Annotated in this window: 9 protein-coding genes; 2 read left to right on the top strand and 7 right to left on the bottom strand. The window is 68.7% G+C overall.

All coding sequences use genetic code 11. The features are described from left to right. Window positions 1-20: 20 nt before the first annotated feature. Window positions 21-1181 (bottom strand): MFS transporter, encoded by a 1161-nt coding sequence (locus KME82_RS05580; protein WP_252255635.1) that lies wholly within the window; start codon window positions 1179-1181, stop codon window positions 21-23. A gap of 1028 nt (window positions 1182-2209) precedes the next feature. On the opposite strand from KME82_RS05580, the gene KME82_RS05575 reads away from it, so the two are divergent. Together KME82_RS05575 and wrbA are read left to right on the top strand one after the other, a co-directional pair. Beyond that, window positions 2210-2599: a hypothetical protein gene (locus KME82_RS05575; protein ID WP_215497646.1), complete on the top strand. Its 390-nt coding sequence runs from the start codon at window positions 2210-2212 to the stop codon at window positions 2597-2599. 168 nt (window positions 2600-2767) lie between these two features. Beyond that, window positions 2768-3367 (top strand): NAD(P)H:quinone oxidoreductase, encoded by a 600-nt coding sequence (gene wrbA, locus KME82_RS05570; protein WP_215497645.1) that lies wholly within the window; start codon window positions 2768-2770, stop codon window positions 3365-3367. A gap of 179 nt (window positions 3368-3546) precedes the next feature. Here the strand turns inward: wrbA and KME82_RS05565 are convergent, their stop codons facing one another. The 6 genes from KME82_RS05565 to KME82_RS05540 form a co-directional block, all read right to left on the bottom strand. After that, window positions 3547-5706, bottom strand: coding sequence for an SWIM zinc finger family protein (locus KME82_RS05565; protein WP_215497644.1), 2160 nt, complete (start codon window positions 5704-5706; stop codon window positions 3547-3549). Then, window positions 5703-6824 (bottom strand): VWA domain-containing protein, encoded by a 1122-nt coding sequence (locus tag KME82_RS05560; protein WP_215497643.1) that lies wholly within the window; start codon window positions 6822-6824, stop codon window positions 5703-5705. Before KME82_RS05560 ends, KME82_RS05565 begins: the two co-directional genes overlap by 4 nt. Then, window positions 6821-9289 (bottom strand): DUF5682 family protein, encoded by a 2469-nt coding sequence (locus KME82_RS05555; RefSeq protein ID WP_215497642.1) that lies wholly within the window; start codon window positions 9287-9289, stop codon window positions 6821-6823. Before KME82_RS05555 ends, KME82_RS05560 begins: the two co-directional genes overlap by 4 nt. Before the next feature lie 11 nt (window positions 9290-9300). Further along, window positions 9301-10425 (bottom strand): ATP-binding protein, encoded by a 1125-nt coding sequence (locus KME82_RS05550; protein ID WP_215497641.1) that lies wholly within the window; start codon window positions 10423-10425, stop codon window positions 9301-9303. Between the two features lie 63 nt (window positions 10426-10488). After that, window positions 10489-14412, bottom strand: coding sequence for a DUF4132 domain-containing protein (locus tag KME82_RS05545; protein WP_215497640.1), 3924 nt, complete (start codon window positions 14410-14412; stop codon window positions 10489-10491). Window positions 14413-14613: 201 nt separating this feature from the next. Further along, window positions 14614-14964, bottom strand: coding sequence for a DUF1304 domain-containing protein (locus KME82_RS05540; protein ID WP_215497639.1), 351 nt, complete (start codon window positions 14962-14964; stop codon window positions 14614-14616). Window positions 14965-15138 lie beyond the last annotated feature (174 nt).

Raw genomic sequence — 15138 nt, 5'->3', positions numbered from 1 at the left:
CCAGCGCAGGATTCAGCCGTTCACGCCGCCTCGGCCTGGGGCCGCTCGCCGGCCGACATCAGCACGAATCCCAGCAACACCGACGCCGCCACGATGCCCGCGGCGACATAGCCCACCCCGCCGATGCCGATCGCGTCGATGACCCGGCCGCCGACCATCGCGCCCACGCCGATGCCGAGGTTGGCGCCGGAAATGTTCAGCGACGCGGCGAACGCCGGTGCCTGCGGCGCCGATTTCATCACCCGCACATGGCTGACCGGGAACAGCGCGGCCTGGGTGATGCCCCACAGCGCCAGGGTCAGCGCGAACAGCGGCAGCGAATGGATTGCCGGCACCACCAGCACCAGGCCCAGCGCCATCGGCACGCTGAAGATCAGCGATGCGGCGAGCGGGTTGCGGTCGACGATACGGCCGCCCAGGGTGTTGCCGATCAAACCGACCGCGCCGAACGCCATCAGCGCCCAGCCGACCACCGAGCCGTCGAACCCGGCCAGCCGCTCGAACAGGTCGGCCAGGTAGGTGTAGGCGGTGAACATGCCGGTGAACAGCAGGATCGACAGCAGCACGTGGCCGCTCACGCGCGGGTCGCGCAGCACCTGGAACTGTTCCAGCAGTTTCATCTGCGGCTTGTCGGCGCGGCTGTCGGGCAGGAACACGAACAGCAAGGTGGCCTTGAGCAAGGACGCGATCGCCAATGCGACGAAAGCCGCGCGCCAGCCGAACGCGTCGGCGATCAGGGTTCCGGTCGGCACGCCGATCACGGTCGCGCAGATCACTCCGAACGAGATCACCGAGATCGCGCGGCCGGCGCGTTCCTGCCCGACCAGGTCGACCGCGGTTTCGCTGGCCAACGCCCAGAACACCGGCACGCCGAGCGCGGGAATCACCCGCGCGAACGCCAGCACGCCCAGGTTGGGCGCGATCGCCGCGATCAGGTTGGACGCGGCGAACAACAGCAGCACCACGATGAACAAGCGCTTGCGTTCGAAGCGGGAAAAATACGCGGTCAGAAACGGACCGCTGGCGGCGACCGCGAACGCGAACAAGGTCACCAGCAGACCGGCCTGCGACACGCTCACGTTGAGATCGCGCGCGAGCGAAGGCAGCAGGCCCACGAGGATGAATTCGGTCGTCAGCACGGTGAAACCGGCCGCCGACAGCAGGATGATGGGCAACAGCACGGGACACTCCGCAGATGGGATCGCCGCGGCCGTGCGAACGCCGGGCCGGGACGAGGGTCGGGGGAAGGAAGAACGCAGAAGGTCGAAGGCGCGCCGCGTGCCGGCGCATGGGGCTATTTTAGGAAACGGCGACGCGCCGATAAACCGCGCCGCGTTGTTCGCATCGTTCTGGACGAAGGACGATGCGCGCAGGCCTTGGCGATGCAGGCGTTGCTGATTTTTCGAACAATCGGGACTGTAAATCCCGCCGAACGGCCTTATCGAATCTTGCAGCTGCGCATAAGCTCGCGGAAAAACCCGCGATTTCCATGGTTCAGTTGTCGGGTGCGTTGCCCGGCCTTACCCGCCGCCGACGGGAACTTGCGCACGATCACACACCATTGCACAGAGCCATTCCCGACGGTTCGGCTCTTGGCCGGCGATTGCCCTGTTTGTCGTTGAGCTGAGTGCGGCGTGCCGGAGCACGGGTCTACAGCCGGCTTATCGGACCTTCAACACGAAAGGTCGGGCCGACGATCTACGTATTGCGAACGCACGACAGTATGTCGGTCGGCGCTCTCGTCGATACACCGCAGCCGTACCGGGTCCACGCAGCGTTCGAAGATACGGCCGACGCTGGCATTGCTCCGACCTGCAACCGGCGAACGCTTCAGGACGCGAAAATCATCGCCACGTCACATTGACGAAAGCACCCAGCCAATGGAGCGCAAAATGACAGACGAACCACAAATCGAAGAGGTACCCGGTGCGGTACTGGGGCTTTACCATACCGTGCAGGCGTTAGTGCGGGTGCTGACGCGAGAGCAAAAATCGCGTTCCAGACCGAGCTGAGTCGCTTTAGCGAGCCTAACCCAAGCTACGCCTACAAGCGCGTCATCAACAGCGTGATCCGCGGCGCCAGGACTTGAATCGGCGAAGGCTCGCATTTGCCGAGCCTTTCCAACAAAGCCGCAGATGGCCAGGGCCGGGCGTGAGGAAAAAGCGGCGCGCAAATAAACACCGAAAATAGCAACGCATCAAGAGGCCACATGGACCGTCGTATCACCCTGCTCGGATGCATGTTGCTGGCGCCCCTCAGCGCAAACGCAGCCGACGACTACCTTTGCACCCCGGAACCGGCCTACGCGACCGTCGTCGGCTCCGAGGGCTTCTCCGGGAAGCCGCCCGATGGAAAATCCCGGATCTACCTGATGTCCAAAGTGCGCGGCAAGTGGATCGTGCGCGACCACAAGACGAAACAGACGCTCTACAAGGATTGCTCATCGCAGTACTTCTGCGCCAATACCGATGGGGACGGCGGCGTCTTCATCCATGACCCGATCAAGCAGGAGTTCTCCGCGACGTGGCAGCTTGAAAACGAGAAGGCCGGGACCTTTGTTTCTTACCTGACAGGCGGTCCGTGCAAAGAAATCAAATGAGAAGCGCCATGGACGATGGCGTATTCAGGCCGCGATCGCAGACCTCTCCAGCGCCGACACCGGCCCGTCATTGCACCGGCACGAACACAAACCCCATCACATCGCCTGAAACCGGCCCGGCCTAGGCTCGACTCGTGTCGCTGCTCACCCACCCGCGAGGATAAGACGATGGCGAAGGTCCTGGTGCTGTACTACTCCGCTTACGGCCACTGCGAAAAGATGGCCGAGGCCGTGGCCGAAGGCGCGCGCGAAGCCGGCGCGCAGGTCGACATCAAGCGCGTTCCCGAGCTGGTGCCCGAGGACGTCGCGCGCAAGTCGCATTACAAGCTCGACCAAGCCGCGCCGATCGCGCAGATCGCCGATCTGGAGCACTACGACGCGATCGTGATCGGCACCGGCACGCGCTTCGGCCGCATGACCTCGCAGATGGCCAACTTCCTCGATCAGGCCGGCGGCTTGTGGGCCAAGGGCGCGCTGCACGGCAAGGTCGGTGCCGCGTTCACCTCGACCGCGACCCAGCACGGCGGCCAGGAAACCACGCTGTTCTCGATCATCACCAACCTGCTGCACTTCGGCATGGTGATCGTCGGGCTCAATTACGGCTATGCCGGGCAGATGCGCCTGGACGAAGTGACCGGCGGCTCGCCCTACGGCACGACCACGATCACCGGCGGCGACGGCTCGCGTCAACCGACCCAGAACGAACTCGATGCGGCGCGCTACCAGGGCCGCGAGGTCGCCGAAACGGCGAAGAAGCTGCACGGCTGAGGGCGGTCGCGAAGCGGACGGGGCGACGCGCGCCCCGCGCTTCGCTCAACCGCCTCGACCCGGCGGCTCGAGTCGACCGATTCGCTTCAATCGATTCGGTTCAATCGATTCGGTTCAACTCACTCGGTTCGAGTCGGCCCGGCTCGAACCGGCTCGCTTCAAGCCGGCTCGCCTCAAGCCTACTCGACCGCATCGCGATACACGCCGTCGAGCGCCAGCACCAACAGCGCCATCCGTTCGGGCAAACGCGTCGGGTCGACCGCGCCTGCCGCGTCGACGGCGTCGCCGAGCAGAGCGGCGATGCGGCGCAGGCCGGCGTGTTCCAGAGCAGTCGCCAACGCGCGCATGCGTTCGCGCGCGGCCGCGTTCTGATGACGCAACCCCTGCCGCAGCCAGGCCGCCAGTTGCTGGCGGGTCTGCTCGACCTGATGCGCCAGCGCACTGCCGGCGTAATCGAACGTCTGCATCGGCAAGGTTTGCGCCGGCGCCGATTCGGCCTGCAATACCAACGCGCGCTGTTCGGTGATCAACGCCAGCGGCAGCACTTGCAGATGCCCGGCCTGCAGACGCGCGAGCCCGGCGACCACGCGCGGCGCGCCCCATTCCCCGCTCAAGGCCCGCGCCAGCACATCGACCGCGCCGACCGCCGCGGCCGAATGCGGCAGGGCCAGTTGCAGGCAATCGGCGGGATCGATCTCGCTCACGCCGCCCTCGCCGCCGCTGCGCAGGCGTGCGCGCAAAGTCTGTTCGGCCGCGTCCCAGCCCCAGTCGAGCACCGCGTCGACCGGCAGCACATGCAGATGTTCGATCACCTGCCGCGGGCGCACGAAATCCGGCAAGGCGCGGCGCAGATGTGCGCTCAACTCGCGCGCGCCGGGCTGGCGCAACGGCGCGCGCAGTTGGTCCCACGACTGCGGCGCGAGCGGCAGCACATTGGTCTGTCGCGCGCCGGCGGCGATGTCGATCACACCGTTGGCGCGACGTTTCGCCCCGCGCGTGACCACCTGTCCGCTCGCGAACTGACGCAGCGTCTGCCCGGCGATGCGTCGCGCCATCAGCGCGGTCGGCGCCGCGCCCGTCGCCGTACTCGCACCCGTGTCGGCGCGCGGCCACTGCCGCTCCAGCACGGTCACGCTCTGGGTATCGGGGTCAGCGAACAGCACCCGCACGCCTTCGGCCTCCTGGTCTTGCCAGCACTGCGCGCCCAGCGACACCAGACGCAGATGATCCAGCGCGACTTCGCCCTTGACCCCGAGCCCGAGAATCTGGCTCGCCGGCAGCGGCGCGATGCCGGCCTCGACCTGCGCGCGTCCGGCCCGACGCGCGGCATCCACGCGCGCGGTGCATTCGGCGACCGCATCGAGCAACTGCAAGGGATCGAAGCGGGTCGAACGCGCGTGCTGCGCGATCAGCAGATCCTGCAGGCGTTGCAGCGACGCCAGCACCCAGCTCCAGCCCAGTTGCGCGCAACGCTGGCGCAGGCGTTCGAACGGCGCTTCCAGCAGCAGCGGCGATTGGCTGGAGCCGTCCATCCACAGGCGCAGGCACAGCCGGCCGAGTTCGTCGCGCAGCGATTGCGCATCGGCGTCGAAACCGACGACGCCGGCGCGCTCGCCGTGCTGACGCGGCTCCAGTTCGACGGTCGCCTGCGCGCCCTCGTCGCGACTCGCCTGCCATTGCCGGAACGCCCACACCGCCAGCACCACGTGTTCGCAACCGCTGCCCTGCCGGCAATCGCAACGCGCGTGCAGCAGGCTGCTGCGCGAAAAGAACCGCACCGAGCACATTGGCAGGCGCGCGTTCGGGGCGTTGTCGCCGAGCCCGGCCTGCAGCGCGATCACCGGCCGCGCGGCGGCGAGCCGCGTGGCGATGTCGATGGTTGCGGCGGGGAAACCGGCGGCGATGGCGGTGTCGTCGAACTCGGCCGGAGTCCAGCGCTGCGGCGCGGCGTCGGCTTGCGGCGCGTTATCGGTCAGTGCGTCGCGACCGGCATCGTTCGCGTCGGATGCGGCTGGATCGGATGCGGCTGCGTCGCTCGCACCGGCACCCATCGCATCACGCACCCAGCGCTGATACGCCAACACCAGCGTCACCCGATGCCGGCACAGCCCGCTGGCCGGGCAACTGCACACGGCCTCGCGCAAGGACCGACCCGCCGCCAAAGTCGCGTGCTGGCCGTCGTCGTAATGCGCGCGCACCGCGCCGTCGTCGAGTTCCTCGACCTGCGGCATCCGCCCCTCGTCGAGTTCCTTCAACGCGCGCTTGACGAAACCGGCGTTGGCCAGCGCGATCAGCGCATCGGTGCTCAGCTCGAGCAGGTCGGGACGACGCGGACTCATGCGCGCACCTTCTCGGCCAGCCACGCCGCCAGTTCGCCCGGCGTCATCGCGCCGACATGGGCGCCGGCGGCGACCAGGCGCGCGGCCATGTCGCGATCGAACGCGGGCCGCGCCTGCGGATCGAGCGCGGCCAGGCCGAGCACCTTGACCCCGGACTCGACCAGCGCCTTGACCCGGCGCACCAGTTCGTACTCGCTGCCGCCTTCGAAGAAATCGCTGACCAAGACCACGATCGAGCGTCCCGGATTGGAAATCCGCGACTGCGCATACGCCACCGCCTTGGCGATATCGGTGCCGCCGCCCAGCTGCACTTTCATCAGCAGCTCGACCGGATCGGCCACGTCCGCGGTCAGATCGACCACCGCGGTGTCGAACGCGACCAACCGCGTACTCATGCCCGGCAGGTTCCACAGGCAGGCGGCCATCACCGCGGAGTGGATCACCGAATCGACCATCGAACCGCTCTGATCGATCAGCAGCACGATCTCCCAGCGTTCGCTGTAGCGACGGCTACGGCTGACGAACACCGGTTTGTCCAGGAACAGGCGGCGACGTTGCGGGTCCCAGCGGTGCAGGTTTTCGCGCACGGTGCGGCGGAAATCGAAATTGCGCGCGATCCGCTGCGAGGAGCGGCGACGGCGATCGCGGGTGCCGGAAAACGATTGCCGCACCTGGGTCTGCAACTTTTCCATGATCCGCCGCACCACTTCGGCGACCAGCTTGCGCGCCGCCGCCAGCACCTGCGGGTTCATCAGGTGCTTGGTGTGCAGCACCGCGCGCAGCAGCGATTCGGACGGCTCGATGCGTTCGAGCACGTCCAGGCTGGTGACGATCTCGTCGATGCCGTAGCGCTCGACCGCATCGCGTTCCAGCCGTTCGATCACTTCCTGCGGAAACAGCGAATGCACGGTGTTGATCCAGTCCGGCACGCTCAGCGACGAGGGGCCGAGGCCGCCGCGCTCGCCGCGTTCGCCGCGCTCGGGATCGCGGCCGTACAGCCATTCCAATGCGGCGTCGGCGGCGGCGAGTTCGCCCTGCGGCGCGCCCAGGCTTGGGTCGGCGGCTTCGCCCAGCAACAGGCGCCAGCGTTGCAGCGGATCGGGCAGGTCCAGGCTCATCGCGCGGGTTCCTCGTCGGCGACCGCGTCCAGGCCCCACTCGCGCAGACGTTGCAGCACCTGCGCTTCGATCCGCGCGGCCGCGGCGACCTGGGCCGGATCGGCGGCGAGCGTGGCGGTGAGCGCGCGCTGCGACAGATGATCGGCGCCGTGCAACCGCAGCACGCTGTGCGCCAGTTCGCCGCGCTCGCGCGGCGGCAGCCAGGCGAACGCGCCGCGCATTGCCGGCAGCGCGAGTACGAAGTCAGCGTCGTCGAGCGCGGCGACCAGGGCGTCGAGCCCGCTCACGAACGCGCGCTCCTGGGTCAGCCGTTCGCGCGCCAGCGACACCAGCCCGGTCAGCGCATCGCCGAGCCGCGCCGGCGCGAGCGCGCCGAGCAGTTGCAGTGCCTGCGCGATGTCGTCGGGTTCCTGCCCGCCGCGGCCGGCATGCAGATCGAACAAGGCGCCCAGCGCGGCGCCGCGTCCAAGTGGATCGGCCTGCGGGTCCAGCGCCTTGCGCCGCAGCACCGCCAGCGCGCGCGCCGGTTCGATCGCCAGCCGCGGGCCTGGCTGCGACGTATCGGTGTCGATATCGGCATCGGCCAGCGCGTCGCGCACGATGTCGCGCAGCACGGCGATAGTGCGCAGATGCTGGCCGGCGTCGGCCGCGGCGATGCTCGCGGCCGGCTCCAGCAACCACAGCGCGCGATCGAAGCCGGCTTCGATCGCGGCCGCCAATACCGGCGCGCCGCTGATGTCGAGCAGGTCGCCATGCCGCCACAGCGCATGGATCAAGGCCAGGGCCGAGCCGATCGCTTCCAGCCGCGGCTCGGCCGCGATCGCCGCGCGCAGATCGCGCAGCAAGCCGTCGCTGACTTCGGCCAATCCGGCGAACGCGGCCGCATCCAACGCTTGCGCCAGCGGCTCGACCCGTCCCTGCGCGGCGCGCAAGCGTTCTTCCAGACGCGCGCGCGCCGCATCGAGCAAGGTCGCGCCGTACGCGCCGGCTTCGATCAAGGCCGCCTGCTGTTCCAACGGCGCGCGCAACTGCCACAGCTCGCGGCGTTCGCCCGACATCGACAGCCGCGGGCCCTGGCGACGCTCGATCCCCGGAATCTGCAACAACAACAGACGATGCAGCACGCGGCTGCGGGCGCGATCGGCGCGGTCGAGCAGGTCCAGCCGGCGTTCGCCGTCGAACGCCAGGCCGTGCGCGCCGAGTTCGGCCTGCACCGAGGCCAGCAGCGGCGGCTGCGGCGTGCCGGGCGCAAGCATTCCGACCGCGTCGCCGGCGATCACGTCCATGACCTGCATCAGCACCGGATCGGTGCCGGCGCGAATCGGCCCGCGATAACTCCACGGCAAGGGCGCGTCGAGCGCGTCCTTGACCAGCGCGCCGGCGATCGCGTCGAGCCAGTCCGAACGCAGCGGCTGCGCATGCCCGCGCAGGCGCGCCAAAGCCTGCGCGTGGGCATGCACGGCGACGAAATCCGCGGTCGAGGCCGGCAGATGCTTGCCGCGCAAGCGCGCCAGTACGCGTTGCAGCATGCGCAGGCCGGCCTGGGCCATGCCCGATTCCCACACCCATTGATAGAACGCCGGCGACGACATGCCCGACGCGTAACCGGTGAACGCGTCCAGGCGCTTGAAACCGTAAGGCACCAGGAACGAACCGTAGCGCAGCGCCGGCGCAGGCTCGGATGCGGATTGATCCTGCGTATCGTCAGCGAAATCGACTTCGGGCACCGGCGTGGCCGGGCAACGCAATCCGTCGCTGTCGCGGCCGAAGCTTTCGACATCGACCTCGCGCCACAACCGGGTTAGCGCAGGCGCGTGATAACCGCCGCACACCACCAGCACCGGTCCGTCCCCGCGCGCCATCGCCCAGGCGATCCAGCGCGCCATCATTTCTTCGCGCGCGGCGTTGCCGGGCGAACCGGGATCGTCGTGACGCAGATGGTCGAAGTACATCTGCAGCCGCTGCGCCAAGGCTTCGTCGGGCCCGTCGAGATCGTGCGGCGCATCCTCGAACAGGTGGTCCCACAGCGCGTCGCGGCCGTCGATCGACAGTCGCCGCGACAAGTCGTCCTCATACGCTTCGGCGCGATCGTGCGCCTGCGCATCGGCTTCGTCGGCGTAGCGGTTGGGCAGTTCGGCGAAGGCCTCGTGCCAGGCCGGCAGATCGATGAAGCGCGCCTGCGCGCCGATTTCGCGGGCGACGCTGAGCGCCTGCCATTCGGGCGAATGCTCGGCGAACGGCGACCACGAGCCGCGATGCAGCGAACCATGCGACAGGTAGCTGTAGATCGCCAGCGGCAGACGATGCGGCAGATGCAGTTCGTCGATGCGTTGATTGAAATCGGCCGGGCCTTCGATCAGCACGTGGCGCGGACGCAAGGCGCGGATGCGCGCGGCCACCAGCCGGGCGCAGGCCGGGCTGTGGTGGCGCACGCCGATCACCACCGGCGCGCGCGCGGACGGCATCGCCGACGCGCTCACGGCAGGCGGTGCCGCGCCTCGTAATAGGCGCGCCAGTGGCTGCCGCCCTTCTTGGCTACTTTCTGTTCGAAGTAACGCCGCAGCTTGGCGCGGTCGTCGGCATCGTCCTTGACCACCGTACCGGCGATGCAGTCGACCAGATCGGCCGGCGAGCCTTCGCGCTGCTCCAGGAACCACGCGCGCACGCCGACCGCATGGGCGACGTTGACCGCCTCGGCGGTGGACATCACCGCGTTGAGCCGGTCCATCGCGCCGTCGCTGCGGGCCGCGCCGGCGTCCTTGCCGCGCAGGTCGCGGAAGGTTTCCACCAGCAGTTCCAGCACCTGCGTCGGCACCGATCTGGGAATGCCGCTGCGCGCCAGTAGCCGCGCCGAGGCCTGTTCGACCAGGGCCAGCTCGCGTTCGAAATCCAGGATCGGAAACACCGTCTCGAAATCGAAACGGCGCTTGAGCGCGGCGCTCATCTCGTTGACGCCGCGGTCGCGGGTGTTGGCGGTGGCGATGATGTTGAAGCCGTCGCGCGCGTACAGCATGCCGTCCTCGCCGGACAGTTCCGGCACCGCCATGACCCGGTCCGACAGCATGCCCAGCAGGCAGTCCTGCACTTCCTGCGGCGCGCGGGTGATTTCCTCGAAACGCACGATCCGGCCCTCGCGCATGCCCTGGTACAACGGCGCCGGCACCAGCGCGCGCGGGCTCGGGCCTTCGTTGATCAGCAAGGCGTAGTTCCACGAATACTTGATCTGATCTTCGGTGATCGACGCGCCGCCCTGGATGGTCAGGGTGGACACGCCGCTGATCGCGGTCGCCAGCAGTTCCGACAGCAGCGATTTCGCCGTGCCCGGCTCGCCGACCAGCATCAGGCCGCGGCCAGTGGCCAGGGTCACCAGCATGCGTTCGATCGACGCGACCGGCGCGACGATCTTGCGCTCGATGCCCAGGCCGTCGTCGCCGAGCACGAACGTGCGCGCGGCCTTCAGGCTCAGCGCCCAGCCGGGCGGCCGCGGGTCGCGGTCGTTCGCGGCCAGGCGCGCGAGTTCGTCGGCGTGCAGCAGTTCGGCCGGCGGGCGTTGCAGATGCGACGGCGCGGATGCGGGAGCAACGGTCGGAGTCTTGGCCATGTCGTTCAGTCGTGTTCCATGAAAGCGGCGAGGTCGATCAGCGCTGCCGGGTTAGTTGAGAACTCAGGCGCGCAGCGCTTCGAGATCGCGGATCAACTCGCTGGCCGAGATCGGATCGAGCCCGGACAAGCGTTCGGCGGTCTGCATGTTGCCCCAGCTCGACGGCTTGCCGATCTGCACTTCCTGCAGGGTCTGCTCCGGGTATTCGTCGACCATGCCGACGATGATGCCCGGGTCGAGGGTCAGCTCGATCACCCAGTCGCGGCCGAGCGGCTTGCTGAAGTACCAGATGCCGCCGCCGTCCTGCGCGGTGCCGCGCCGCCAGCCCTTGTTGACCAGGCCAAGCACGCGCCCGGTCGGCACCACCACGCCCTTCCAGCGCAGCAGCTTGTCCTGCTCGCGTTCGGCCGGTTCGAGCGCATGCACGTCGCGGCCCATCTGCGCGAACGGCTGCAGCAGCTCGTAATCGGCGAACAACTGGCCGAACGCGGCCGCGTCGGCCGGCGGCAACTCCAGCGCATGCGGCAGGCCGATGCGCACCGTATCGCCGCGCGGTAATTCATACGCATCGTCGTCGGCGGTGGTGCAGCTCGCGTCTTCGGCGACGCGGAAACAGGTCAGCAGACGACCGCCGTAACCGGCGTCGTCGGCATCGGCCTCGTACACGCCCCAGACCAGACGCTGGACCAGATGGCGCAGCAGCGGATGGCCGGCGAGGAATTGCTCGAACACCTCCACCGTCCAGCGGCGCCGGCTGCACATCGCCACTTCCAGCCGCAGCACCTGCTGGCTGGCGATGGTGCGCACGTCCTTCTTGAGCAGCTTGAAACGCTCGGTGGCCTGTTTCGACAATTCCGCGTCGTCGCTCTTCTTCGGCTTGGGCAGATCGGCCAGACGCGCGCCGTCGCTGTCGCGCACATACGGCTTGAGCGCTTCGTCGAAACCGACCCGGAACTGGCGCGTGCCGAAATCCAGCAGCATCGTGCCGTGTTCGTCCAGGCCCAGGTCGGGCGCCAGACGATCTTCCAGTTCTTCCGCGCTGAGCCCGCGCGCCTGCGCGATCTCTTCGATCTTCTCGCGCGCCTTGTCCTGCAGGCCCTTGAACTTGACCTTCTGGGCGATGCCGTTAAGCAACATCAAGGCCACGTCGCTGCCGATGCCGGCGAGCACGTCGAGGCCGGCGACCGCGCGCGCATGCGCGGCCTCGCCGGGCCAGGCGCGGATGTAGGGCGTGAGCCGGCGCGCGGTCTCGTCGTTGCCGATCAACGCCAGCACGTTCATCGCCCAACCGTCCTTGGACGGCGCGCCGGCGTAGAGCCAGGCGCCGAACGCGTCCCAGCCGAAATCGGCCAGCGATGGCCCGATGCAGGCCTCGCGCAGTTGTTCGATCCCCGGATACACGCCTTCGTTGCTCGGAAACGCGAACATCGTGCCCACGTGATCGAGCGCCTGGTCCGGCAGCGCCTTGCCGTTGCGCAGCACCGGCCGGCGCCAGCCGCGCGGCTGCCAGAACGTCGGCAAGGGCGGGCGCTTGCTCGGGTAACGGTCGAGCGGATTCTCGATCAGCATCGCTTCCAGCGCCGCGCTCACGTCCTCGCGTTGATAGCGCGCGGCGACCTCGCGCAGCAGCGCGCCGTGACCTTGTTCGTCGAGCAGGCGCAAGCCGGAGGCGGCGCAATCGCGCGCTTCGCCGGCCTTGCCGATCGCCGGCGCGATCAAACCGCACGCGGCGTATTCGGGATTGGCCAGCAGCCAGCGGCGGCCGACATCGCGCACGCTCTTGAGCTTGGCGAACGCGCGCGCCATCAGCGGCGCGAACTCGACCGAGCCCACGTGCAGCGCCACTTGCAGATGTTCGCTCGGGCGCCGCCGCACCGCCGCGCTCACCCCGGGCAGCGCCGCCAGGCCGAAGCGCGCGAGCATGTAGTCCACGCCGTAGTCGCTGTCGCCTTCGCCGGCCAGCCCGTTCCACACCGGCACCGCCAGTTCCTCGGGCAGTTGGCCGAGCTCGGTGCCGTCGATCGGCACCCAACTCCAGCCCGCGCTCTTGCGAATGGTCTTGTAGCGTTGCCACGCGTCGATCAAGGCCTGGCTGTCGCGATTGCGAATTGCCTTGGCCGCGTCCTGGAACACCGACTTGTCCTTGATGTCGCGGTTGTTGAAACCGATCAGCGTGGTCATCGCCATGGCGCTGTTGCCGAGCTTTTCGAAACGCTCGCGTCGCCACGAACCCAGGTCCACCGCGGCCTCGCGTTCGGCCGGCGTCCAATGCTCGACCGCGGCCAGCGGCAACGGCTCCAGGCCGGTCACGGTCAACACCTTGGGCCGGGTGCCGAGCCACGGCGGCGCCGCGAGCACCGGCGGCAATTCCTCGAGCGCGGCGGTTTCGGCCGGGCCGCTGAGCTGGGCCAGCAGTTTGTCGATGGTCTGCGCCGCGGCCGGACTGAGCCACGGCCGCAGCGCCGGCACTTCATCGCCGCGCGCGCGCAACAGCGCGGTCAGGCTCGGGCCGAGCAACACCGCGTCCTTGCCGCCGTTGGCGATCGCCCGCGCCAGCCCGACCATCGCCGCGCTCGGCCAGCGATTCACCGCGCGGGTCAGACGCGCCAGCGTGTTCTTGCCAAGACTCGCCGCGGCCGCCAGCGCTTCGATCGCGTCGGGTGTGCCGATCGCGACCAGCGCATCGCCGGCGGCATCGTAGCCGGCGCCGGGCGCGAGCCGGTCCAGCGCGTCCACGCCGTGCTCGATCAACACCGTGGCGACCATGTCCTGGTGGCCGAAGAACGGCGTATAGCCGTCGATCTTGACCTTGCGCGCGATCGCGATCGCGGCCGGATCGGTCGCGCTGAGCTGCAGCCAATGCAACTGCGCCGGCGCGCCGGCGCCGCCGTAGCGATGGGCCAGTTCGTTGGACAGTTCGGGCCGGTCGGGCAGCAGCATCGCCATGCTGATCTGGCGCGCAGGATGCAGTTGCGGCAGCACCTCGACGATCCGCCGCACGCACTCGTCGTACAAGGCCTGCGGCGCGGCGGCGAGGTGATCGCGAAACGCGAGTTCGCCCTCGCTGAGCGGGCCGTGCCAGCTCGAGCCGAGCGGACGGTCGGGGTCGGCGGTGAGGAAACGCTCGTGCTTCTGGGTCGCGCGATCCCAATCGGTGCCGACGACCAGCGAGCGCTGCGCATCCAACAGATGCTCGACCGCCTTGAGCAAGCCATGGCGCGCGACCAGGAAGCCCACGAACGGCACGCCGGCGTCGCGGTCGCCATAGCCCATGGTCAGCGCGAGCAGCGCGGCGGTGGACGCGTCCGAGCCGTCGGGCCGGCGCGATTGCAGGCGCTCGCCGGCTTCGGCCAGCGCCGCCTGCCAGGCCGGGTCGGTCTTGCTCAGTTCGATCCGGTTGCCGGCGAGCAGGATCTCGCGCGCGGCCAGCCACAGCTTGAGCGGGTCGGTGTCGGCGATCGGCTTGGGATGACGCCGGGTCGCCAGCGCGACCTTGATCAGGTCCGGACCGATGTCGAGCGGTTCGCCGTCGTTGAGCCACGGCGGCGTGTCGGATGCGGCGACGGGCGCGATGGCGACCGATGCGACGCTGGCCGCGTTCGACGCGGCGAGTGGTGCGGATTGGGGCGCCGCGGTCTGCGCGGTCGCGGCTTGAGGCGCCGATGGGTCCGGCGATGCAGGCGATGTCGCGGGTGTCGCGACCGTCTCCGCCGCCGGTTCGGCCTTGGCTTTGTCGGCCTTGGGTTTGTCGGCGGTCTTGCCGATGCTCGCGCCCGCGGCGGCGACGGACTCCACGTAGCCCTTGCCGGTCTTCTCGTCGATCAGCTTGATCAGCGCTGCGGCGGCCTTGTTCGCGTCGGCGAAGGCCTTGGTCTGGCTCTGTCCGGCGGTGCCGATGCGGCCCCAGCGGATATTGAGATCGCTACCGTCCTGCTCGGCTTCCCAAAACTTGCTCGAACTGCCTTCCACATACTCGAAACGCCGCATCGCCACTCCTTGTCGGCCACGCCCCTGGCGCCGATCGCCCGCGTGGATCGGACCAGTTTAGCCGTTGCGCATGTCGTTTCGTGACGCTGTACGCGAAACACGTTCGCGCCGCGCGCGCCGACGCCCGACGATGCGCCGGGCCCGGATCGCATCGCGGTTCGAACAAGCGAATCGGGCGATCGCGTCAGCCGCCGCCTCGGATCACAGCCACCACAACGCCGCGAGCGCGGCCAGCGCCGGAACCGCCTGCACGTAGAAAATGCGGCGGCTGACCGTGGCCGCGCCGTAGGCACCGGCGACCACCACACAGGCCAGGAAGAACGTCGCCACGTCCGTTCGCGCGCACACCAGCCCCCACACCAGGCCGGCGACCAGGAAGCCGTTGTACAGGCCTTGATTGGCCGCGAGCACGCGGGTGATTTCGGCTTTTTCCGGGGTGTTGCGGAACACCTTCATGCCCAGCGGCTTGGTCCACAGGAACATTTCCAGGATCAGGAAGTACAGGTGCAGCAACGCGACCAAGGCGATCAGGACGATGGTGAGCCAGTGCATCGGTCGGGTTCCTTGCGCGGATGGGTTTGCGCAAGCATACGGCTTTGGATGGGGGCGGTGGCGTGGGTTTTTGGGTGTTGCCGGGCGATATGTGAGGTGAGGCCGATATCGGGGCGATGTCGGCCTCGTGGTGGGCGCGCCGGGGTGTGCGGTGGCGCGGTCGCGGCTTGCGCC

It is taken from the genome of Lysobacter capsici (assembly GCF_018732085.1).
Taxonomy (GTDB): domain Bacteria; phylum Pseudomonadota; class Gammaproteobacteria; order Xanthomonadales; family Xanthomonadaceae; genus Lysobacter; species Lysobacter capsici_A.
This window is presented reverse-complemented; position numbering and strand designations above follow the sequence as displayed.